General features: G+C 47.2%; 25 protein-coding genes. 21 read left to right on the forward strand and 4 right to left on the reverse strand.

Annotated features, from left to right (window positions below):
- Positions 1-165: 165 nt before the first annotated feature.
- Positions 166-309: a hypothetical protein gene (locus tag LSG34_RS19620; protein ID WP_233011036.1), complete on the forward strand. Its 144-nt coding sequence runs from the start codon at positions 166-168 to the stop codon at positions 307-309.
- A 36-nt stretch (positions 310-345) separates the two neighbouring features.
- Here the strand turns inward: LSG34_RS19620 and smrA are convergent, their stop codons facing one another.
- On the reverse strand, positions 346-924 hold the full coding sequence (gene smrA / locus LSG34_RS19625) for a DNA endonuclease SmrA (protein WP_233011038.1): 579 nt from the start codon (positions 922-924) through the stop codon (positions 346-348).
- Positions 925-1166: 242 nt separating this feature from the next.
- On the opposite strand from smrA, the gene LSG34_RS19630 reads away from it, so the two are divergent.
- A complete protein-coding gene (locus tag LSG34_RS19630) occupies positions 1167-1526 on the forward strand; it encodes a hypothetical protein (RefSeq protein WP_233011040.1) in 360 nt (119 codons plus the stop codon).
- Between the two features lie 15 nt (positions 1527-1541).
- On the opposite strand, the gene LSG34_RS19635 is transcribed toward LSG34_RS19630, so the two are convergent.
- Both LSG34_RS19635 and LSG34_RS19640 read right to left on the reverse strand, forming a co-directional pair.
- Positions 1542-2039, reverse strand: a complete 498-nt coding sequence (locus tag LSG34_RS19635; protein ID WP_233011042.1) for a hypothetical protein — start codon at positions 2037-2039, stop codon at positions 1542-1544.
- Entirely contained in the window at positions 2039-3376 is a 1338-nt protein-coding gene (locus LSG34_RS19640; protein ID WP_233011043.1) for a M20/M25/M40 family metallo-hydrolase, read from the reverse strand. Before LSG34_RS19640 ends, LSG34_RS19635 begins: the two co-directional genes overlap by 1 nt.
- A 237-nt stretch (positions 3377-3613) precedes the next feature.
- On the opposite strand from LSG34_RS19640, the gene LSG34_RS19645 reads away from it, so the two are divergent.
- Positions 3614-3913, forward strand: coding sequence for an ArsR/SmtB family transcription factor (locus tag LSG34_RS19645; RefSeq protein ID WP_233011044.1), 300 nt, complete (start codon positions 3614-3616; stop codon positions 3911-3913).
- 114 nt (positions 3914-4027) lie between these two features.
- Positions 4028-4201, forward strand: a complete 174-nt coding sequence (locus LSG34_RS19650) for a hypothetical protein (protein WP_233011045.1) — start codon at positions 4028-4030, stop codon at positions 4199-4201.
- Between the two features lie 143 nt (positions 4202-4344).
- On the opposite strand, the gene rpsT is transcribed toward LSG34_RS19650, so the two are convergent.
- Complete coding sequence (gene rpsT / locus LSG34_RS19655; protein ID WP_008900529.1) at positions 4345-4620, reverse strand: 30S ribosomal protein S20; 276 nt, start codon at positions 4618-4620, stop codon at positions 4345-4347.
- A gap of 172 nt (positions 4621-4792) precedes the next feature.
- Between rpsT and murJ the strand changes: the two genes are divergently transcribed.
- The 17 genes from murJ (at position 4793) to LSG34_RS19745 (ending at position 22427) form a co-directional block, all read left to right on the forward strand.
- Complete coding sequence (murJ, locus tag LSG34_RS19660) at positions 4793-6367, forward strand: murein biosynthesis integral membrane protein MurJ (RefSeq protein WP_233011046.1); 1575 nt, start codon at positions 4793-4795, stop codon at positions 6365-6367.
- A 51-nt stretch (positions 6368-6418) separates the two neighbouring features.
- A complete protein-coding gene (gene ribF, locus LSG34_RS19665; protein ID WP_233011047.1) occupies positions 6419-7351 on the forward strand; it encodes a bifunctional riboflavin kinase/FAD synthetase in 933 nt (310 codons plus the stop codon).
- A 53-nt stretch (positions 7352-7404) separates the two neighbouring features.
- Complete coding sequence (gene ileS, locus LSG34_RS19670; RefSeq protein WP_233011048.1) at positions 7405-10233, forward strand: isoleucine--tRNA ligase; 2829 nt, start codon at positions 7405-7407, stop codon at positions 10231-10233.
- The gene (lspA, locus tag LSG34_RS19675) at positions 10233-10739 is read left to right on the forward strand and encodes a signal peptidase II (RefSeq protein ID WP_233011049.1); all 507 of its coding nucleotides are present in this window, start codon (positions 10233-10235) and stop codon (positions 10737-10739) included. Before ileS ends, lspA begins: the two co-directional genes overlap by 1 nt.
- On the forward strand, positions 10736-11167 hold the full coding sequence (gene fkpB, locus LSG34_RS19680) for an FKBP-type peptidyl-prolyl cis-trans isomerase (protein ID WP_233011050.1): 432 nt from the start codon (positions 10736-10738) through the stop codon (positions 11165-11167). The genes lspA and fkpB overlap by 4 nt, the downstream gene beginning before the upstream one ends.
- Before the next feature lie 2 nt (positions 11168-11169).
- Entirely contained in the window at positions 11170-12099 is a 930-nt protein-coding gene (gene ispH, locus LSG34_RS19685) for a 4-hydroxy-3-methylbut-2-enyl diphosphate reductase (protein WP_233011051.1), read from the forward strand.
- Between the two features lie 169 nt (positions 12100-12268).
- Positions 12269-12796, forward strand: coding sequence for a GspH/FimT family pseudopilin (locus tag LSG34_RS19690; RefSeq protein WP_233011052.1), 528 nt, complete (start codon positions 12269-12271; stop codon positions 12794-12796).
- Between the two features lie 12 nt (positions 12797-12808).
- Positions 12809-13231, forward strand: coding sequence for a type IV pilus modification protein PilV (gene pilV / locus LSG34_RS19695; RefSeq protein WP_233011053.1), 423 nt, complete (start codon positions 12809-12811; stop codon positions 13229-13231).
- Positions 13228-14160 (forward strand): PilW family protein, encoded by a 933-nt coding sequence (locus tag LSG34_RS19700; RefSeq protein ID WP_233011054.1) that lies wholly within the window; start codon positions 13228-13230, stop codon positions 14158-14160. Before pilV ends, LSG34_RS19700 begins: the two co-directional genes overlap by 4 nt.
- 2 nt (positions 14161-14162) lie before the next feature.
- Positions 14163-14687 carry a pilus assembly PilX family protein gene (locus tag LSG34_RS19705; RefSeq protein ID WP_233011055.1) on the forward strand — a complete coding sequence of 175 codons (525 nt, stop codon included), beginning with the start codon at positions 14163-14165 and terminating at the stop codon, positions 14685-14687.
- Between the two features lie 18 nt (positions 14688-14705).
- Complete coding sequence (locus tag LSG34_RS19710; RefSeq protein ID WP_233011056.1) at positions 14706-18161, forward strand: pilus assembly protein; 3456 nt, start codon at positions 14706-14708, stop codon at positions 18159-18161.
- Complete coding sequence (locus LSG34_RS19720; protein WP_269822984.1) at positions 18161-18586, forward strand: type IV pilin protein; 426 nt, start codon at positions 18161-18163, stop codon at positions 18584-18586. The genes LSG34_RS19710 and LSG34_RS19720 overlap by 1 nt, the downstream gene beginning before the upstream one ends.
- 63 nt (positions 18587-18649) lie before the next feature.
- Positions 18650-19141 (forward strand): prepilin-type N-terminal cleavage/methylation domain-containing protein, encoded by a 492-nt coding sequence (locus LSG34_RS19725; protein ID WP_233011057.1) that lies wholly within the window; start codon positions 18650-18652, stop codon positions 19139-19141.
- A 1-nt stretch (position 19142) separates the two neighbouring features.
- Positions 19143-20084 carry a PilW family protein gene (locus tag LSG34_RS19730; protein WP_233011058.1) on the forward strand — a complete coding sequence of 314 codons (942 nt, stop codon included), beginning with the start codon at positions 19143-19145 and terminating at the stop codon, positions 20082-20084.
- Between the two features lie 12 nt (positions 20085-20096).
- Positions 20097-20480: a hypothetical protein gene (locus LSG34_RS19735; RefSeq protein WP_233011059.1), complete on the forward strand. Its 384-nt coding sequence runs from the start codon at positions 20097-20099 to the stop codon at positions 20478-20480.
- On the forward strand, positions 20467-22026 hold the full coding sequence (locus LSG34_RS19740) for a pilus assembly protein (RefSeq protein ID WP_233011060.1): 1560 nt from the start codon (positions 20467-20469) through the stop codon (positions 22024-22026). Before LSG34_RS19735 ends, LSG34_RS19740 begins: the two co-directional genes overlap by 14 nt.
- A complete protein-coding gene (locus LSG34_RS19745; protein WP_233011061.1) occupies positions 22023-22427 on the forward strand; it encodes a type IV pilin protein in 405 nt (134 codons plus the stop codon). The genes LSG34_RS19740 and LSG34_RS19745 overlap by 4 nt, the downstream gene beginning before the upstream one ends.
- Position 22428 lies beyond the last annotated feature (1 nt).

Consider the following 22428-nt stretch of genomic DNA (forward strand, 5'->3'; position numbering starts at 1 on the left):
AGCAAAGGTGATTATGTGCCCTTGTTTGTCTCTTTATCAGAAAATCATCTGTAAATGATTGTAAATCTTGTAACTAAACAACAAGTTGTCTACACTGGTTTTGGATTGCTCAAGATCCACAAAAAAGCAAGAACAATAACAATATTTTTTAGTCTGAGGTTTTGTATGCGTAAAGCGTCCAGTCGCGGTTTTGGCTTTACTGCAATCGCCATTTTGGTGTTATTAATGGCATTGTCGGCTTTTTTAACAAAGGCTGAAGCTACAGAAGTGACTCATTATTTACAAGAACAGCAATCCATCGAAGGATAGCGCGAATCAAATGCCCCCACTTTGTGGGGGTATTTGTTATTTCTTCTGATGCCGCTCGCGATTTTCCCGTTTTTGTTCTGCATTTTTCTGCAACAACACATAAGTGGCTGCATAACCTCCATGGGGTTTTAAGGCGGTATGGCAGGCTAATACTTCCGGCATTTGCGGTAACCATTTGAAACAGTAACTTTTCAAAATCGCAGGATGAGGTTTGCTGTCACGTCCCATACCATGGTGGATCAATACAGTCCGGATACCACGTTGATGACAATCTGCGATAAAACTATACAAAGCGGCCCGCGCTTCAATTAAGGTTTTGCCAAGCAAATTCAGGGTCGCATCCATCTGGTATTTACCCAGACGCAGATTCTTGTATACACCATCCTGCACACCATCTTTTTTATAGGCAATCACATCGTCAGGTGAAACCAAATCGACGTACTCCATACTCAGATAGTTAGGATCGTATTCCATTTCCTGCTCTGCAGCTTTGCGTCGGGCCAGTTGCGCCAGACTTGGGTTATGTTCTCCATTAGGATCAGCAAGAGCATCAGCAGTTAAGCGTTTTACTCCAGCCATTTCCTGTAAAAATAAGTCCAGCTCTTCGTCATGCATGCGTACTACTCCAGCTTAAGCTGACCGGGAATTACTGCATTATATACTTCTCCTATTTGAAGTCGCAGTAAGGATCTCCGGGTTTTTCGCCAGCCTTTAACAATGACCTCTAATAATAAAAAAAGACTTTGCTTCAACTCAATAACTTAGGTTTTTTTTGATACAAAAAACAATATTAAATAACAAAATATTAACCTTTGACTATACTTCAAAGTGACTTTCATTCCAGCAAGGAGAGCATCATGATCCCCGAACGGCTTTATGAAACTTTACCTTACCTTTACGTCATTAGCGGTTCACAAAGCGTATTATGGTTGCCACATTGGACCGCCGCATTATTTGGTGTCGTACTGATATTTGTTGGTGCAGTGGTCTGGGTTATACGCACCGACAAGCGCCGCAGCCCATACGGTATTAAATTTAAAGAGCAAGGCGCTTTGCCATTTTGGTGTTATGAATTGCAGCCTTTTATTTATCTGAGCAGTGGTGTGTTGTTATTTAACTATGCACAGAGTTTTTTGTTGTATCCGTCAGCGATGATTTTGTTGGTGCTTGGGATACAACTTTGGTTGTGCCGGATTTGCTGGCGTCGGCAGTCCTGACGTCAGCTTTGTGGGCTAAGGGCGTGAGGAAAACCAGAAGAGTGCTGCGGCAATCAAACCTTGTTGTTTACGCAACTGGTATTTAGCACATTGCTCATTGCTCTGGCCTTCAAAACATAAATACAAGGTCTGCTCTTCTTCTGACAGCACTGCGCGTTGATTGGTGTCAAGGATAGTGCCTGCTTTACCAAACCAACCTGGCATATAGACACTTTGAGTCGTCAGTCCTGCGCTATGGTATTCAAGCAATTGAGGTGTAGGGGCTATGATAAAAGCGGCGAGCACAAGCGCTGCTAAGCCACTCCATAGTTTAATAGTTTTGCCTGTCGAAGTGCTTGCCTGCTCTTCTGCAGGAGTAAGCCGCGTTGCAGAACGCGAAACAGTGCGCGTAACTGAAGTGGGTGTAGCTGTTGCTTGTGGTTGGGTGAGCGGTTTTTTATTGCCGGCTTTTTTTAATAGTTTTTGTTTGTCGGCCTCGCTTAAAAGCGAGGCCTTTTTAATTTGTTTGGCCATTAGTGACGTAAGTTAACTGTGCTGTTGGCAACAGTTTCGGTCATGATGAGCCATGCTTGCAAGTTTTGTTTTAAGGAATCAGGGTCTATTTTGTCTAACGTGTCATTTGGGGTGTGGTGATAGTCAAAATAGTCGGTGCCATCCTGTGATAAAGCCACTACTGGCACACCAGCCTGAGCTAATACAGAAACATCAGGACCGCCATAAGTTGTATTGCCACCTAAAGCGATATTCAGATGAGACAGTTTTTGTTGTAACTCTTTGGCAAAAGGCAGAGCTTTGTCGCCAAACCGGCTTTCAATTTGCCAGATACGACCTGCACCAAAATCAGATTCTGCTGCTAACACATGTTTGGCTAAATCTTTATGATGTTTGGCAGCATAGGCTCTGGCTCCTAACAATCCACCTTCTTCGTTGCCATAGAGTACAACGCGGATAGTGCGCTTAGGTTTGCCTTTTTGTTTAATTAAAGCGCCGGTAGCCATAGCTAAAGCAACGCCTGCACCGTCATCTAAAGCGCCTGTGCCCTGATCCCATGAATCCAGGTGACCACTGATCAGTACAATTTCTTCAGGTTTTTCTGTGCCTGTTATTTCTGCTATCACGTTATGGCTAGTCGCTGTTTGTAGTTGGTTATCCATTTGTAGTTTTAATTCTACTTTTGGCGATCGTTCCAGCATTTTGGCCAGATTTTGCGCGTCAGGCACTGAAATGGCCACGGCTGGAATTTTAGTGATGGCTTCGTCGTACTTCATGGTGCCGGTATGAGCAAATCTGTTATTGCTGGTGCCAACTGAGCGAATCACTATAGCTACAGCACCTAACTTGGCCGCTTCAACAGCGCCACGGGAGCGGGCGGCCACGACTTGACCATAAAAAGATCCGGATTTGTCTTTGGCCATAGGTTTGTTGATAAAAACAATTTTGCCTTTGACTGAGGCTGCATCGGCTTTTTCCAAAGCTTCAATGCTGTCAAACATCACAACAGAGGCGGTAATGCCAGCTGCTGGTGTTCCGACCGAACCACCTAAGGAGGTTAATACAAAAGGTTGAGCGAAAGGGCTAATCACTTCAAGGCTTGCTTGGCCACGAGTCCAACCCGGCATTTCGAATTCTTCAGTCCAGACTTTGTCATAACCCAATTGCTTTAAATTAGCCACAGCCCATTGCACGGCGCGACGGTCTGCTTCGCTGCCAGCAATACGCGGACCCACTTCAACTGTTAAAGACTCCACCAGTTTATAAGCTAAATCCTGATCCAAAGTCACTGGAGCGGTGGCAGCCCATGCTGCCGGAGCAAATAAAGCGCCCGAAATGATTTTTTGCCAAACTTTCATCTGTGATATGCACCCTGCATTGTAATAGTGTGGGCAATGTAGCATGCCTTCATCAAAGCAAATCTTCAGATTGCGATAAAAAGCTAAAGCACAGAGTCAGTTGTGCGTCGAAAGCATGCGACTTTGCTTCTATGAGTCAGGTACAGCCTGAAATACGACAGATGAGAATAGATCGTATTGTTTCAGTCATCTACCCAGCGGCATAATGCTTTTTTTTCACCTGTAAGAAGCAACAAAATGAAATTGGAAGAAATGCTGAAGAATTCGGCGCAGGCAGCCAAGCTGCTGAAGGCGGTTTCCAATGAACGCCGTTTGCTGATTTTGTGTTATTTGCTGGAGTCTGAGTTATCAGTCACAGAGATGAACGAAAAGTTAGGTTTAAGCCAGTCCGCTTTGTCTCAGCACTTAGCTGTGCTCAGACGACAAAAGCTGGTCAAAACCCGTAAAGAAGCTCAAACCGTGTTTTATCGTATCCATAGTGAAGAGGCTGTCGCTTTGATTGGACTGCTGCATAAACTTTATTGTGAGAAAAAATAAAGGACGGTCTGAGGTTTTTAGCTCCACGGATGGGTATTGCTAGCGAATAAATAATTGCATGGAGCAATTGTTAACATCGGAGCAAAGCGACGATGGCCCTTAAGGGTGAGCGTCATGGACGACGGCGAATACAAAATTGCCAGGAGCAATTTTGAACAACGCAACGCGTTGGCCCGAAGGGTGAGCGTCAAGGACGACGGCGAATACAAAAACATCAGGAATGTTTTTGAACGTTGGAGCGAAGCGACGATGGCCCGAAGGGTGAGCACCACGGATGGTGGCGAATAAAAAATCGTCAGGAACGATTTTTAACAGCTTTAGATGGCCCGAAGGGTGAGCACCATGGATGGTAGCGAATAAAAAAACCACCTTGCGGTGGTTTTTTTATTGCACTGTCACAATAAGCTGTTGCGAACAACAGCGAATTGAAATTAAGCTGCTTTAGTAGCTAAAGCTTTAACGTGTGCATTTAAGCGTGACTTATGACGGGCAGCTTTGTTCTTATGGATCAGACCTTTGTCTGCCATACGATCCAAAATTGGAACCATCTTTTTGAACGCTTCTTGTGAAGCAGCCAGATCAGCAGTTAACACTGCAGCGTATGTTTTCTTCATGAAAGTACGCATCATTGAGCGCTGACTTGCGTTTTGCTGACGACGCTTTTCTGATTGAATAGCGCGCTTCTTAGCAGACTTGATGTTAGCCAAGGTAACACTCCTAAAAACTAAACCGGGACCTTTAAAGGCCGCATAATATGCCTATTTTGTAGGCCCTTGTCAAATGGTTTCCTTGACAGATTACAGAATAAAATTAGCCCTTCGCTGGTAATCCACTCTGACTCGGGTGAAAATAGCAGAAATGTCGTTGCAGGAGCAGTCTGTGTCAGGAAAATTATTAAAATCGGGCATGATCGTAAGCTTTATGACCCTTATTTCACGGGTGCTTGGCTTGGTCCGTGATGTGATTGTCGCCAACGTATTGGGTGCAGGTGCTATGGCCGACGTATTTTTTATGGCCAACCGTATTCCTAATTTTTTGCGACGTTTATTTGCTGAAGGGGCTTTCTCACAAGCTTTTGTGCCTGTACTGGCTGAAGTAAAAGAAAAACATGGCGACGATGCAGTACGTGAACTGATTGCCAAAGCGGCAGGGACTTTAGGTTTTATTGTCACTGGTGTCACTTTGCTGGCCGTGATTGGTTCACCTGTGCTGATGATGTTATTTGGTGCTGGCTGGTTTAGCGCTTATTTAGACGGCGCACCAGAAGGGGATAAATACCTGCAGGCCAGTTTCCTGTTAAAAATCACCTTTCCTTATTTATGGTTTATTACCTTTGTCGCTTTATCTGGCGCTGTGCTGAACACCTATAACAAGTTTGCGGTCGCAGCTTTTACACCGGTATTTTTAAATATTGCCATGATAGGGGCTGCTATTTATTTAGCGCCACAGATGCAAAATCCGGCTGAAGCCATTGCCTGGGGGGTATTTTTAGGTGGTTTAATTCAGTTTTTATTCCAGTTGCCGTTTTTAGCAAAAGCCGGATTATTGGTGATGCCACGCTGGGGCTGGAAAGATCCAAACGTGACGAAAATCCGCACTTTGATGATCCCCGCTTTATTTGGTGTTTCAGTCAGTCAGATTAACTTATTACTGGATGCAATTATCGCGTCCTTTTTAGTCACAGGTGCTGTCAGCTGGTTGTATTACTCTGACCGTTTACTTGAGTTTCCTTTAGGTTTATTTGGTATCGCCATCGCCACTGTGATTTTGCCAGGTTTGTCACGGCATTATGCTGCGGCAAGCGAAGCCGCCTTTAAATACACCCTGGATTGGGCTGTGCGTTTTATTTGTTTGTTTGGTATTCCATCCATGATGGGGTTAATAGTACTGGCTGAACCTATTATTGCATCTGTCTTTATGCGCGGTGAATTTACCGCCGATGATGTGGTAAAAACTTCGCATAGCCTGATTGCTTACAACACAGGTTTAGTCGCGCTGATGCTGATTAAAGTACTGGCACCGGCTTTTTATGCGCGCCAGGATATAAAAACTCCGGTGCGCATCGCCATAATAGCTATGGTCGCCAATATGGTGTTTAACCTGATGCTGGCACCTTTTTTAAGTTATGTCGGCCTGGCATTAGCCACAGCTATGTCCGGTACTTTAAATGCGTATTTGCTGTATCGCGGTTTAAAGCAGCGCGATATCTATAGTTTCAGCAGCAAAACCAGTTGGTTTATCGCTAAGGCTTTTATCGCCGCAGCGCTAATGGCGGGCTCTTTGTTTTATGTCATGCCGGATCTGACAGCTTGGATAGCTTTAGGTTTATCAGGTCAGGTGCTGCATTTGTTGGCCTATTTTGGCTTTGCTATTGTGGCCTACTTTGTTTTACTTTTTGTGTTTGGTGTGCGTTTGAACGATTTTAAACGCCAGACAAATGCTGAAAGCAAATGATTATATGGGTATAATCAGCCTCTTTTTGCAGCAGCAGAGTAAGAATACCGAATGGAGTTAATTCGCGGCTTACATACAATTCAACCCAGACATCAGGGCTGCGTCTTAACTATTGGCAATTTTGATGGCGTGCATCTGGGGCATCAGGCGGTACTGACGCAATTAAAAGCTATTGCGGCAGAATTAAATTTACCTGCAGTGGTGATGGTGTTTGAACCTCAGCCACTGGAGTTGTTTAACCCTGAAGGTGCACCAGCGCGTTTATGTCGTTTTCGGGAAAAATACCACTGGCTGGCGCAACAAGGTGTGGATCGCATGCTTTGTGTGCCTTTTACCCGTGAATTTGCCAGTCAGGAGCCAGAGCAGTTTATTCAGGATTTATTGCTGAATAAACTCGGCGTCAAGCATCTGATTGTCGGTGATGATTTTTGTTTTGGTAAAAACCGTGCCGGTAATTTTGCTTTGTTACAGCAAGCTGCAGCGAAGCATGGTTTTGGTTTGGGTAGTACGGCCAGCCTGAAACAAAATGACCAGCGGGTCAGTAGCACTTTAATTCGACAGGCACTGGAACAAGATCAGTTAGAACTGGCAGCACAAATGTTAGGCCGGCCATTTTCGTTGATGGGTCGGGTACGGCATGGTCAGAAAGTAGGGCGCCAGTTGGGTTTTCCAACGGCCAATGTCTGGCTCTATCGTAAAAACTTACCTGTGCATGGTGTTTATGCCATTGAAGCTGTGACCCAAATGGGGCTTTACCATGGTGTCGCCAATATTGGTTCCAGACCCACGTTACAGGGTAAAAAAGAGCAGCTTGAAGCTCATTTTTTTGATTTTAACGGCGACTTATACGGCCAGCAGATTGAAGTGATTTTAAAAAAGAAAATCAGGCCGGAGCGACGTTTTGATGGCCTTGCCCAGTTGCAGCAACAAATTGCTTTAGATGCGCAGCAGGCGCGCGATTATTTTGCTTTGCCACCCGCTTAAGCTGGTTGCAAAGCGACACGAATTTAAACTTAAAGAAGACGGAACAACGACGGATGACTGACTACAAGCAGACTTTGAATTTACCGGACACGGCTTTTGCCATGCGCGCCAACCTTGCGCAGCGTGAGCCACAAATGTTAGCCAGCTGGACAGAAAAAAATCTGTACCAGAAAATTCGTCAGGCCAAACAAGGTAAAAAAACCTTTATCCTGCACGATGGCCCTCCATACGCCAACGGTAACATTCACATTGGTCACGCGGTCAATAAAATCCTTAAGGATATGATTGTTAAAGCCAAGACCTTGTCTGACTTCGATGCCCCTTATGTGCCGGGTTGGGACTGTCATGGCTTGCCTATTGAGCTGGTCGTTGAAAAGAAATACGGCAAGCCAGGCGTGAAGCTAAGCGCTGCTGAATTCCGTCAAAAATGCCGTGATTATGCGTTGACGCAAATCGAAGCACAGAAAGTCGATTTTATCCGTTTAGGCGTTTTAGGCGATTGGGACAATCCGTACCGCACTATGGATTTTAATACCGAAGCCAATATCATCCGCTCTTTAGGTCGTATCATCGACAATGGTCATTTGCAGCAAGGCTTTAAGCCAGTGCACTGGTGTACAGACTGTGGTTCTGCTTTGGCTGAAGCTGAAGTGGAATACCAGGATAAAGTATCACCAGCCATTGATGTACGTTTCACGCTGGTGAACGACGCTGATGTGAATAAATTCGATCACCCTGAAGGCCATACAGGTTCTGGCCCTGTGTCTGTAGTGATCTGGACCACGACGCCATGGACTATTCCTGCTAACCGCGCTGTGGCTTTGAACGCCAAAATTGACTACAGCCTGGTGCAGGTCGAGCAAGGTCCAAATGGCCCTGAGCGTTTAATTGTAGCGACAGACTTAGTGACTGCTGTGATGGCCCGTGCTGGCGTGGAGCACTACCACAATTTGGGTTTCTGCAAAGGTCAGGCACTGGAGCTGGTAAAATTAAAACACCCGTTGTATGACTTTGAAGTGCCGGTGATTTTAGGTGATCACGTCACCACCGATTCTGGTACCGGTGCTGTGCACACGGCGCCTGGCCATGGCCCGGAAGACTTTACCGTCGGTAAGTTATACAACTTAGAAGTGGCTAACCCTGTAGGCGCCAACGGTGTCTATCTGCCAGATACGCCACTTTTTGCTGGTCAGCATGTATTTAAAGCCAACGACTCTGTGGTTGAAGCCTTAAAAGAAGCGGGCAAATTGTTGGTGCATAAAGCCTTAACGCACAGCTATCCACACTGCTGGCGTCATAAAACCCCTATTATTTTCCGTGCTACGCCGCAGTGGTTTATCAGCATGGAACAAAAAGACCTGCGCAGTACTTCACTGCAAGAAATTGGCAAAACCCGCTGGATCCCGGACTGGGGTCAGCAGCGTATCGAAAACATGGTGGCAGGTCGTCCGGACTGGTGTATTTCCCGTCAGCGTACCTGGGGTGTGCCTATTGCTCTGTTTGTTGATAAAGACACCAGTGCTCTGCACCCAAATACTCAGGCTTTGATGGAGCAGGTTGCTAAGTTAGTTGAACAGTCTGGTATTCAGGCCTGGTTTGATTTAGAAGCTGAAACTTTGTTGGGCGCTGATGCAGCTCAGTACGTCAAAGTGACAGACACACTGGACGTCTGGTTTGACTCAGGTGTGACTCATGCTTGTGTGATTGAACCTCGCGCTGAATTCCATGGTGCCACTCAGGCTGACCTGTATTTAGAAGGTTCGGATCAGCACCGTGGCTGGTTTATGTCGTCTCTGATGACGGGTGTGGCAATTAAACACCATGCTCCTTACAAACAAGTGCTGACCCATGGTTTTACTGTGGATGGTGAAGGCCGCAAAATGTCCAAGTCGTTGGGCAATGTGGTGTCGCCACAGGACGTGATGAACAAGTTAGGCGCCGATATACTGCGCTTATGGGTAGCGACTACAGATTACACCTCAGAGATGACAGTCTCTGATGAAATCTTAAACCGTGCTGCCGACAAATACCGTCGTATCCGTAATACAGCCCGTTTCCTGTTGGCGAACTTAAAAGGTTTTGAACCAGAGACGCAACTGGTGCCATTTGAAGAGATGGTGCAGCTGGATTTATGGCTGGTGCAACGTGCTGCCAAATTGCAGCAAGAAATTGTCGATGCCTATGAAAACTATCAGTTCCATCAGGTCAGCCAGAAGTTAATGAATTTCTGTACTGTGGAGTTGGGTAGTTTCTACTTAGACGTGATTAAAGACCGTCAGTACACGGCAAAAACCGATGGTTTAGCCCGTCGTTCTTGTCAGACTGCTTTATTCCATGTGGTACAAGCCATGGTGCGTTGGATGGCGCCTATCATGAGCTTCACAGCTCAGGAAATCTGGGAAGTCATGCCTGGTCAGCATAGCGAGTTTGTGTTCACTGAAGTTTGGTATCAGGGTTTAGATACAGTGCCTGCTGGTCAGTTTGATGATGCCTTCTGGCAACAACTGCTGGAAGTGCGTGATGCAGTCAACAAGGTGCTGGAAGTAGGCCGTCGTGATGGCAAAATTGGTGCTTCATTACAAGCTGAAGTGACGTTATACGCCAAAGGCCAACTGGCAACAGACCTGAGCTCTATTGGCGATGAGTTACGTTTTGCCTTGTTAACCTCCACTGCTGTGGTATCCAGCGACGCTGCTCCTGCTGATGCAGTAGCCACTGAAATGGATAACCTCTTTGTGGTGTTGAACGCATCTACTGCGCCTAAGTGTGACCGTTGCTGGCACCACAGACACGATGTGGGTCTGAATCCGGCGCATCCGCTGATTTGTATCCGCTGTGTCGATAACGTCGAAGGCGCTGGCGAAGTAAGGAAGTTTGCCTGATGCATATATTTAAAGAAACCGGCTGGCGCTGGTGGTGGCTGGTGCTATTGGTGCTGGTTGCTGACCAATTGAGCAAAGTATGGGTTATTCAGAACTTCAGCTTAGGCGAATCAGTATCTTTATTGCCGGTATTTAATTTTACTTATGCCCGCAACTATGGCGCTGCGTTTTCGTTTTTAGGTGATGCAGGTGGCTGGCAACGGTGGTTTTTTACCTTGATCGCTGTAGTAGTCAGTATCGTATTAGCCATCTGGTTAAGCCGTTTAGCGAAAACCCAACTGAAATTGTCTTTAGCTTTGAGCCTGATTATCAGCGGCGCTATTGGTAATTTAATCGACCGCAGTCTGTATGGTTATGTGGTGGATTTTCTGCATGTGTTTTATCAGAGCTGGCATTACCCTATTTTTAATATCGCCGATTGTGCTATTAGCATTGGTGCTGTTTTATTAATCTGGGATAGCTTCAGTAGCGAAACCCAGAAAGCTACTTCAGGAGACAAGCAGTGATCATAGGTCCAGGCAGTACTGTGATATTTCACTTTGATATTAAATTATCCGATGGCAGCGCCGCCGAAAGCACCCGTGTGCATAACAAACCGGCCAAACTGCAAATGGGTGATGGCAGCTTATCCCCGGCTTTTGAAGCTCAGTTAGGCGGTATGGCCGCTGGCGATAAACGCACCTTTACCCTGGCACCTGAAGATGCCTACGGTGAACCTAATCCTGACAACATTTATTATGTTGACCGCAGTAAGTTCTCGAGTGACGCGCCGGCAAAAGTCGGCATGATCGTAGGTTTTGCTATGCCAGACGGTTCTGAATTGCCGGGTCTTATTCGTGAAGTGGTGGGCGAGTCTGTTACAGTAGATTTTAACCATCCACTGGCAGGTCAGACTCTGACCTTTAATGTTGAAATCGTACAGGTTATCAATTAATTATGGATATCTTACTCGCCAATCCACGGGGTTTTTGTGCCGGTGTTGACCGTGCTATCAGCATAGTGTCCCGTGCGCTGGAAATTTACGAACCGCCTATTTATGTGCGCCATGAAGTGGTGCATAACAAATTTGTGGTTGATGGCTTACGTCGCGCCGGTGCAGTCTTTGTCGACGAGCTGGATGAAGTGCCGGACGATGCCATCGTCATTTTTAGTGCTCATGGTGTGTCACAGGCCGTACGTGAAAATGCCAAACAACGTGGTTTGAAGGTGTTTGATGCCACTTGTCCGCTGGTAACCAAAGTGCATATGGAAGTCACCCGCGCCAGTCGTAAAGGTATTGAATGTATTCTGATTGGCCATGCCGGACATCCTGAAGTCGAAGGCACTATGGGCCAATACGACAACGCTGAAGGTGGTATTTATCTGGTCGAGTCGGTGGATGATGTTGAAAAACTGCAGGTGAAAAATCCGGCAGTATTGTGTTTCAGCAGTCAGACTACTTTATCTGTCGATGATACCGCTGATGTGATTGATGCGCTGCGCAAACGTTTCCCTGATATCGAAGGGCCACGTAAAGACGACATTTGTTATGCCACACAAAACCGTCAGGATGCGGTGCGTGAACTTTCTGCCAAATCAGAATTGTTGCTGGTGGTGGGTGCGAAAAACAGCAGTAACTCGAATCGATTACGTGAGCTCGCCGAAAAGATGGGCTGTCGCTCTTACCTGATTGATACTGCTGCTGATATCCAGCAGGAGTGGTTAAAAGACGTTAAATCTGTGGGTGTAACTGCAGGGGCTTCAGCGCCTGAAGTGCTGGTGCAGCAGGTTGTACAGCGTTTGACTGAATGGGGTGGTAAACAAGTGATTGAGCACCCTGGCCGTGAAGAAAACGTGATTTTTGCGGTGCCAGCAGAGCTTCGCTAATCGTCTGTTTTCAAATACTTTTCCTCTTGTTAACCAGCTATCCCTAAAGTTCAGGCTTTGGGGATAGCTATGGTATTCGCTTCCTAGCGTCCTTCAGATCTTTTGCTATGCTTAAACCCTTGGTCCATATCTGCAGATATAACAGGTGGCCTATGGGAGTAGTAAACAAATGGATGACCGTCCTTTGTTGCAGCGGCAAAAAGCTTTTACCCTGATAGAACAGATGATCTCCATTCTGGTGCTGTTAGTACTTGTGGCTGTCGCTGTGCCTTCGTTTACTGATTTATTGGCCCGAAACCGCTTATCGGGTCAGGCCAATGAACTGCTCACCGTGATCCAACTGGCTCGCTCTGAAGCTATCAAACAAAATCAAACCATACGTTTATGTAAAGCCAATGCAGAGCTGGATGACTGTTCTGCTGCCTCTGGTGCCTGGGACGGTTGGGTACTGATCGACACCGCCTCTCCGGCTACGGTGATCCGGGCCGGGCGTTTTGACGGCAGGCTGATCATCAGCGCCGCTTTTACTGAGCTGCGTTTTAGTGGTCAGGGTTTGATCCGAAGTCAAAACAACCAGCCGTTAAATTCAGCCTTTGAGTTGTGTGCCGATGGCGCTGAATTTGCCGACAATGGCAGAACCCTGACTTTCTTATCCGGTGGGCGCAGCAGCATTCAGCTGTCCCAGTGCGGCAGTTGATAAGGAGCACTGATGCCTAGCCATTGCAACCACAGCAATCCTCAGAGGTACAGCCAACAAGGCATTGCATTGATAGAAATTCTGATCTCTGTGCTGGTGCTTGGCATCGGTTTGTTGGGGATAGCTGCTTTGCAAAGCAGCTCAGTGCGCTATAGCCAAAGTGCACAGGAACGAACTACAGCTTTGATCCTGGCTGGCACTTTAACTGAAATCATGAGATCAAACCCTGATGTGGCGCGCTCTGGCTCTTACGCCGGAGATTGTGAGTCTGAATTGCTGGCCGAATGGGCATTGCAGTTGCAAACTGCAACAGGCACAACAGCCTGTCCTGAAGTGACATGGGATGCGGGTGCTGGTGTTTATACCATCAGCATCAGCTGGCAAGATGAGAAGGTGACAGGGGCCACCAACTTTGCAATTCAGGTGCGGCCATGAAGCTGCAACAGGGTTTTACCTTATCCGAACTGATGATCGCCATGCTGTTGGGTTTGTTGCTGACAGGTTCAGTGATAGGGGTCTACTTATCCAATAGTAAAACGGCCGAACTGAATGCTGTGCTTGGCGAGTTACAAAATTCCAGTCGCACCACCTTTGAGCTGATGGCGAATGACATCCGGCGCTCCGGTTATATTGGGTGCGGTAATTCGTCCCGTGTCGTCAATGTGCTCAATGCGGCCAATGTAGCGGGTTCTGCCTGGGCTATCTGGAATGGCGGTATTGAAGGTTTTGAGCAACCTGCTCCTGCTATCAACGGCGTTAGTCCGCTCTCCGATACCGACGCTGTCCGGCTGATGTTTGGCTCAGGGCGAAGCTACAGTGTGGAATCTCATGATGCCGCTTTGAGTCAGTTGGTTCTGAGCTCTGAACATCAAATTCAAAGCGGCGACTTGTTGATCCTCTGTGACGAAGCATTAAGCAGCATTTTCAGTGCAAGCAGTACAGATTTAACCAGCGTGTTCCACGAAGTCAGCGCCAGCAATTGCACCTCAGGCATGGGCTTTCCATTGTTGTGTGATGGCGCCAGCGGCACTGTAAAACAGTATGCGGTGAATGCAATGCTGATGAATTTTGATTCAGTCAGCTGGTATATAGCGGCTAGCAGCGATCAACAAAGTACGTCATTATTTCGGGTCAGAAACAACAGCGCGGCTGAAGAAATTCTTTATGGCGTCAGCGATTTACAGCTGGAGTTTATGGATGAGCGCAGCAGAAGCTGGCGTGATGCTGATCTGGTGGTGGACTGGATGGATATTATTTCAGTGCGGATTTCTCTGCAGTTTATTGCCACCGGATCTTCGGATCTTCAGTTACCTGAACAAATGAGCCGGATGAACTACCAGATCAGCATCAGGAACAGGATTTAGCTATGAAAACCACAGCCCGGTCCTCTTATCCCGCACAGCAGCAAGGTATAGCGCTGGTGATCAGTTTATTACTACTATTGGCCATTACGCTGGTGGCTGTCAGCAGTATGCAATCAAGCTTATTGCAGGAACGTATGAGTGCCAATTTGTACGACAGGCAATTGTCTTATCAACAAGTTGAAGCGGCTTTGCTGGAAGCTGAGGTGATGTTAAACGTCAATGATCCTGTGGCTCTGATTGATGGTGCCGGTGTTTATGATTTGCCTGTAGCCGGGGCTGAAGACCGTTGGAATGACAATGGTTTGCTTTGGTTGTCTGCTACGACATTAAACGAAGACAGCGAAACTGGTGCTCAGTATCTGATTGAATACATGGGCGACTGGCCCTATCCGCCTGAATGTGCTGATGTCGCCAGTAAAGATAAAATTTCAGTAGGGTGTTTATCACCTACTTTCCGTATTACGGCACGCACAGTGTCGGACAACGGCAGAGCTGCTGTCATGCTGCAAAGTTTGTTCAGACGCTAAACTGCAAAGGCTGATGTAATGAAAATAAATACATCCTGCACAAAAATTATGCTGGTGAGCCTGATGTTCACCAGTTTTTGTAGTCTGGCGGCGCTGGATTTAACTTCGCCCCCCCTGCAAACCGGCAGCTCAGTAGAACCGAATATCATGTTTATGATTGATGACTCGGGTTCTATGCACTGGGAAATCACACCTGATTTGTATGCCGATGATCCGCATTATGTGTACCCCAGAGTCACAGGGATTTACGGTGATTCGGATGCGACGCATCAGGTGGTGTCATTTCGGGATGAAAGTAACGCAACTAACCTCAACGCAGCCAATAACAACGAAGCTTTATTTGCCAGAGCGCTGCGCTCTTATGCGCTGAACAAGTCCTACTATAATCCGTCTATTACTTATAAACCCTGGATTAAAGCGGACGGTACTTCCTATCCAAACTCTAATCCGGCAGCCGCTTACCATCATCCGTTTCGAACCTTCAAAGGCAGTCGTAACCTGACAGTCAATGAAACTTCCAGCGCAGGATGGCGCTATTGCACTATTACCGCCACAGCTAAAAGCAGCTGCCAGAATGTAACAGCCAGCCGTACTTTTTACCCTGCTGTGTATTACAACCATACAGGCGGCAGTTTATTTACCTACACCAATTACCAGCGTATAGAAATTAACGCTGCGACTTTAAGTTATAGCGGCGAAGGGCGGGAAAATCGCACAGACTGCACAGCTGGCACTTGCAGTTATGCGCAGGAGATGCAGAACTTTGCTAACTGGTATACCTATTACCGTTCTCGTTTATTGGCTTCACAGGCTGGTATAGGCCGGGCTTTTTCTACCCAAACTGAAGCGTTACGGGTTGGTTTTGGCGCGATAAACAAAGGCAGCAGTACTGTCGATGGGGCCGCTGTCAGCACTGTGATCAACGGGGTGCGGCCCTTTACCGGTGGTGACAAACAAAGTTTTTACGATCAGCTGTACGAGCGGGTATACGACTACAACGGCACACCATTGCGTAAGGCGCTTAATGATGCAGGCTTGTATTACTCCAGAACAGACAACAAAGGGCCTTGGGGTGGAACCCCGGGTACAGACGATGACACCCAACATATTATGTGTCGTCAAAGTTACAGCATATTAATGACAGACGGTTACTGGAGTGAAGACACTGCCTCACAAGCCCAGACGGCGGCGGCGCGCTCCAATAACGACGGCAGTACCAGCAACAACCAAACCATTCCAAAGCCTGGTGGAACTTCTTATGTGTACGCAGCAACAGGGCCTTTTTCTGACGGGCGCAGCAATACATTGGCCGACGTAGCTATGTATTACTGGAAACGGGATTTACGCACCGATCTGGATAATTTAGTGCCGACCAGTCCGATTAACCCTGCATTTTGGCAACATATGGTGACTTTTGGTGTTGGGCTTGGTGTGGAAGGCACTATCAGTTCCAGCACAGCTTTTAACGCCATAGGCGCAAGTAGCGCTATTTCCTGGCCTGATCCTCTGGCCACTCAACCGGCAAAAATTGATGATTTATTGCATGCGGCAGTCAACAGCAGAGGTGGTTTTTTTAGTGCCGCTGACCCAGACACTTTTGCCACAGGCTTATCCAATACCTTATCCGCTATTATTGCCCGTGTCGCTTCCGGCTCGAATTTAGCCGGCACCACCACTTCATTGCAGGCTGAGCAAAGCGTGTATCAGGGCCGTTTTAATAGTGGCGACTGGAGTGGTGATCTGGTGAATTACAACATTGAAGACACCACCAGTTATGTCTGGAGTGCGGCTGAAGAAATGCCGGACTGGGACGACAGAGTGATTTATTTTGGCAAAACCGAAACCTCTGCGGACATATTTATCTGGGCGAATTTAACCAGTGGCGCAGGTAGCCAGCAGGAAGCGCTGGTAAGTAGCAATGTGGTGGATTACCTGCGAGGCAATCCGGCGCAAGAGCAACAAAATGGCGGCAGCTATCGCAATAGATCCACAGCCTTAGGTGATATAGCCAACTCTTCGCCTGTTTATGTTGGCGCTCCTGTTAATTTTAATTATCACTCGTACAACTGGCCTGAAGCCAGCAGTTACAAGGCACATGTCGCCGCTTACAAAGCCCGTCAGCCACTGATTTATGTCGGCGCTAATGATGGGATGTTGCATGCGTTTAATGCGACAACAGGAGCTGAGGCTTTTGCTTATGTACCACGCCAAATGCTGACCGCCGCGACAAACCTGAAAGCGTTAAGTGAACCCAATGTCAGTGGTGTGATTCAAAAAGATTATTTTGTGGATGGCACAGCAGTGTCGGCCGATGTTTATTTTGACGGCAGTTGGCGCACAGTATTAGTGGGCAGCACCGGGCGCGGAGGGAACAGTATCTTTGCTCTGGATATTACCAATCCGTCACAAATCAGCGAGGCCAGTTTATTGTGGGATAAAAGTTATCCTCAGTTAGGGATCACTACAGCCAAACCTATTATCACCCGTTTAAATAACGGCAAATGGGCTGTGGTGATTGGCTATGGTTACAACAACAGCACGGGACGGCCAGGTTTGTTGGTGCTGGATATTGAGACCGGTGAATCTATGGTTAGTGGGGATGATTTAGAGGTGGCGACAGGTTCCGGCGACAACGGCCTGGGCCAGATTGAAGGCTGGGACTACAGCAAAAACGGCAATACCGACTGGTTTTTTGCCGGAGATTTACAAGGCAATGTCTGGAAGTTTGATTTATCGTCCAATAACCCCAGCAACTGGGCTGTGGCTTATGGCGGCGGCCCTTTGTATCAGGCTGAAGATGCAGCAGGTGATCCACAGTCCATCACAGGTGGCATAGCGCTTGGCTCTGAACCTAAAACCGGCAAGCTATGGGTGTTTTTTGGCACAGGCCGTTATCTGGAAACTCCGGATCCTCAACTGGACGACGAGCAAAGCTGGTATGGCATTATGGATGGTACGGCTTTATCTGGCCGCACTTTACTGAAAGAGCGCATTTTAACCAATGTCAGCCACAGCAATGGCACAGAAGGGCGCACTGTCTCTTCTTCTGCAGCCAATGACATGGCGGGTTTTAAAGGCTGGTTTATCGACTTACCCGATGAGCGCGAGCGTATAGTGTCTTCGCCCCGTTTGGTCGGCACGACCTTAGTGGTCAACAGTATTATTCCCGATAGTAATGTGTGTAATCCGGAAGGGGATGGCTACGTGATGGCAATAGATCCTTTTCACGGTGGCCGGTTGAAATACCACTTCTTTGATATTTCAGGCGACGAAGATTTTAATCAGGACGATGGCGTGAGCGAAGGCGATGAGGTGGTGGAATTATCCGGCGTACGTTTTGACAGTATGCCCACTGAACCGCTGTTTTTTGAAGACAAAATGGCGGTGGGCTTAGCCGACACCAATGTGGTGAATTTAGATGTAAACACCCAAATCAGACGTGGCCGGGTGTCATGGCGCGAGGTAGACAACTAATGCAAACAAGCAAAGATCGTGGCTTTTCCCTGATTGAGCTGTTAATCGCTATCACCATAGTCGGCACCTTAACCGCCATAGCTGTGCCTTCTTATCAGGGCTATATGCTCAGCAGCGCCAGAGCAAGCGCCGCCGCCTGTTTGTTGGAATACGCTCAGTTTATGGAAAGGGTGTATACCACCAATATGACCTACGCCACCAACAATGGCGATACCACTGAATTGCCAGAACTGCAGTGCAGCAACGACTTATCTGAACGTTTTAGTTTTGATCTGGATGATTTGGACAGCCGCACTTTTACGCTGACCGCAACGGCCACTGGCGCTCAAAGTGACGACGATTGTTCGTCCTTAAGTTACAACCAGGCGGGGATAAAAGGCGCCAACGGTGGCACTGGTGCGACCATTGTGAAAAAGTGCTGGTAAGATTTGACCTTTTAAGGAACAGAGGTAAATTTAAGGTAAACGGACTTTGACAGGCGCATGGATATGCCAAATGCCTCTGGTTTTACCTTAACCGAAGTTCTGATCAGTTTATTATTGTTGTGCCTGACAGGTTTGGGCGCGTTAAGTGTTTCTTTGCTTGCCCGTCAGCAAGTCATTATGGCGACACAGCAAACCATTGCTTTGTCCCTGACCACTGAATTGGCTGGACGAATGGCAAGCCATGATAGTTCCGCTGAACATTATCAGGGTATACATCCACTCTGGACTACAGAGCAGCCGACCGATTGTACTGAAGAGCATTCTTGTGATGCAGAACAACTGAGTCAGTATCATTTATACAGCACCTTAAGTGCTTCTGGTCATCCTCAAACTTTGCAGTTATTGCAGCAACCCGCACTTTGTATTCGTCAGCAGGCTGATCAACTACTAGTGCAGTTAAGCTGGCGCTCTTTGGCTAAAGTGCAAATTCAACGCCCCACATCCGTCTGTGATGTATCGCCAAACCGGCTGCAAGTTTCTATGGTGGTGCCTTGAGATGCGCGGTTTCACTTTACTGGAATTGCTGGTCAGCCTGACTTTGGGTTTGGTACTGATGACCTTTTTGATTGGGACTGTATTGGCGACTCAGCAGTCCAATCGTCAAACTCAGCAGTTAGTGCAATTGCAGCAGAATAGTCAGATGCTGATGAGCCTGTTTCAGTCTGAACTACCTAATCTGATGTTTTTTGCCGGTCGTAGTCTGGCTGATGTGGCGTCCGCTTCCCATCAGCTTGCTCCTGTACTGGGCGACTGTGTAGCGGAAATTGATGCAGGTAGTTTTCCTGTCAAAGGTCAGCCCTATCTGAGTTTGTATGCGGAGTTGGTGCAGCAATACAATCATCTGGATTGCTTAAGCCAGCCCAAACCCGGCTCTGAATTATTGCAGTTCAAACGTATTGTCGGCAGCAGTTTGGCGGCGACTCAGATGCGCTCAAACCGGTTTTATTTTGAAACTTCAGCGGCAAGCAGCCAATTTGTCACCAGCTCAAGTGCGGATCTGGTGCCTGATTCCATCTATTGGCCTTTTACTCATCAGGTTTTTTATATCAGTGAACAAAAACACGCTGGCGAGATAGTGCCGGTGCTGATGCGTAAACGTTTGATCCGCAACGCCGCAGGCCAAAGCATTATGAGCACAGATTCTGTGATGGATGGGGTCGAGAGGATGCACTTTGAATTTGGTATGGATGCCAATTTAGATGGTCAGGTTGACTATTACCTGAGTACAGAACAAATGCAGCCAGAGCATTGGCAACAACAGAAGCATCGCATTATCAATATTAAGTTTTACCTGCTGTTACGCAGTTTAGACGAGGATTTTAGTTACCAAAACAATCAGCTTTATCAGATGGGGCAAGAGTGGTTTAAAGCTCCTTCTGATCCGTTTCGACGCCTGTTAGTCAGCAGTTCTGTGGCATTTAGCAACACACGCTTATAAAAGGAGGTCGTTATGATGTTGAGTTCAAAAGGTTTTATTCTGGTCACTACCTTAATATTAATGCTGATTTTAAGTTGCATGACCTTACCCATGCTGGTTCAAACACAATTAAGTCAAAAGTTGGCAGGCAGTGCCACTTTAGCTTCTCAATTAAAGCAACAAACTCACAGTAAGCATGTACAGCAAATACGGCAGCTTAAGCAAGGATCAGCGGAAGCTGGTATTTTTGTCCTGATCCCCTGTCCTGCAGTGTATGCCGCCTGGAGTGATATCTCGCTAAAGTGCGAGTGGCATCAGGTTCAGACGACGGAGCGATCTGTCCATCATCAACATAGTGTCACCAGCTTTCTGGTCAGGCAATCTTTGCCTGAAGGAGGCAGGGATGGAATTTTATAGGTTTGGCTTATGTTTATTGTTATGCAGCCATCCCCTTTTGGCAGAGCTGTACTGGAGTCATATTCCAGAAGTGGGTTCTGTGCAACTGAATGAACTCAGCTCTGAGCAGCATGATTTGCTTGCAGAGCATCTGAAGCTCAGTGCAGAAGAAACAACAGAGTGGCTTACTGAATTGCCTGAACTACTGGACGCATTGTCCTGCAGCACACTGGATGTACAAGCCCAGGCCTTACCAGCCTCTGTTGACGCCAGTTATAAACTGGTTGGCTATGCCGGTGTGCTGAAGCTCTATGCAGACGATAAGTCGAAAAAGACTATTTGGTGGTTGCCCTGGGATTTGTTAGCAGTGCTGGCTCAGTTAAAGGACCAACTGACCGATCTCGATCAACAGATCCATCAACCCTTACTGCTCACAGAGCAACAGCTTGGGATTAAGGGGCAGCTGATTATCGTCAGTGGAAGCAGTAACAAAAGCCCCCTGTACTTCGCATTAGAGCTGAGTAGCCTTGAGCAACCTGAACTTTTGTGGTCTGCGAGTTCTGCGACAACGGGTTTTGACGATTTAGCCGGTGCTATGGCACAGCCCTTGATGTTGCTGCATGCGACGAACAAACCAGCATTACCCGCTGTGTCGCTTTTATTGCCCAATACAGCAGCTACTGAGAAAACTCTGGTGTACAAAGTGGATCTGAACACGGGAGCTATACAAGCCAGGCTAAGCACTGATCAAAACATATCAGAGCTGTCAGGTGCTATGACCTTGTATGATCACAACAGAGATTCCAATGCAGAAAGCCTGATTTTCAGCACTAAAGCGGGTCAAATCTGGCTGGCTCATATGGAGAATAATCAGTTTTATGATGTCAAAGCTATCGCTGACTTATCCGGGTTGAAATTCAGCGATATTCAGTTTATCCGCACTTTATATGCAGCTGTGCCTGTAGGCGGTTCGGGCAGCGACTTTCATTCAAGACGCAGCCAGTGGCTGGTGCTATTGGGGGCTTTGCAGCAACAAAACAGTGTTTTTGTTGTATTAAAACAGCAAGACGGACAGCTTTCGGGTTCAACTGATTTGGTCGACAGAACTCTACCTAAGGCGCCTGAGCTTGCGGTATTAACCCCACAGCATTGGCAACACATTCAGCAAAAAAATGGCTGGTATAGTCAATTAGCCGGGCGTCTGACCCATATGCCTGTTGTAGCAGCTGGTGTGGTTTACCTGACGTTGCTAAAGCAGAGCGCTGATCATCTATGTAGTCTTGAACAGAGTTCTTCGGCCCTGATGGCTTTGCATTTACATCATGCTTCTGCTGTTTATCGCGACCCGATTTTACCTCTGGATCAGGCTGTGGGAGCGCTTAAGGTGAAGGCAAACACCCAAGGTGGTTTTGCCTTGATTGAGCAAAATCGTCAGCAGGTGTTGATTGAAAATATGCTCGAGATCAGTCCTGACTGCACTCATTGTAGTAAAACTATCCAGCAAGGCAGCTTCCCGCGCTGGCAGCTAATGGGCACCTACCAGAATGAAGAAGGAGCTTACGAATGAAGCTCAAGCCGCTGGGGGTTGGTTTAATTGAGCTGTTGGTGGTACTGGCTATTTTAGGCATCTTAGCGTCTGTGTTATTGCCTGGTTATCAGGATCATGTGCTTAAAAGTTATAGGGCGGAAGCCATGCAGGCCTTGTTGAAAGTGGCAGGTTTACAGGAAATGTTGCTGGTGGATCAGCAACGATACAGCGCAGATTTGACCGAGTTAGGCTTTGCGGCGAAGCAGTTTTTGACTGAATCAGGCCGTTATAAAATTAGTGCAGTGGTTACAGAACAAGGGTATCAACTGAAAGCTCAGGCCCAACAAGCTCAGACCGAAGATAAAAGTTGTCAGGTATTTTTGCTTAATAATTATGGTCAAAAAAGCAGTGAACCAGGCTCAGTCTGCTGGACTTACTAAG

It is taken from the genome of Rheinheimera faecalis (assembly GCF_021290965.1).
In the GTDB taxonomy this organism is placed as follows: domain Bacteria; phylum Pseudomonadota; class Gammaproteobacteria; order Enterobacterales; family Alteromonadaceae; genus Pararheinheimera; species Pararheinheimera faecalis.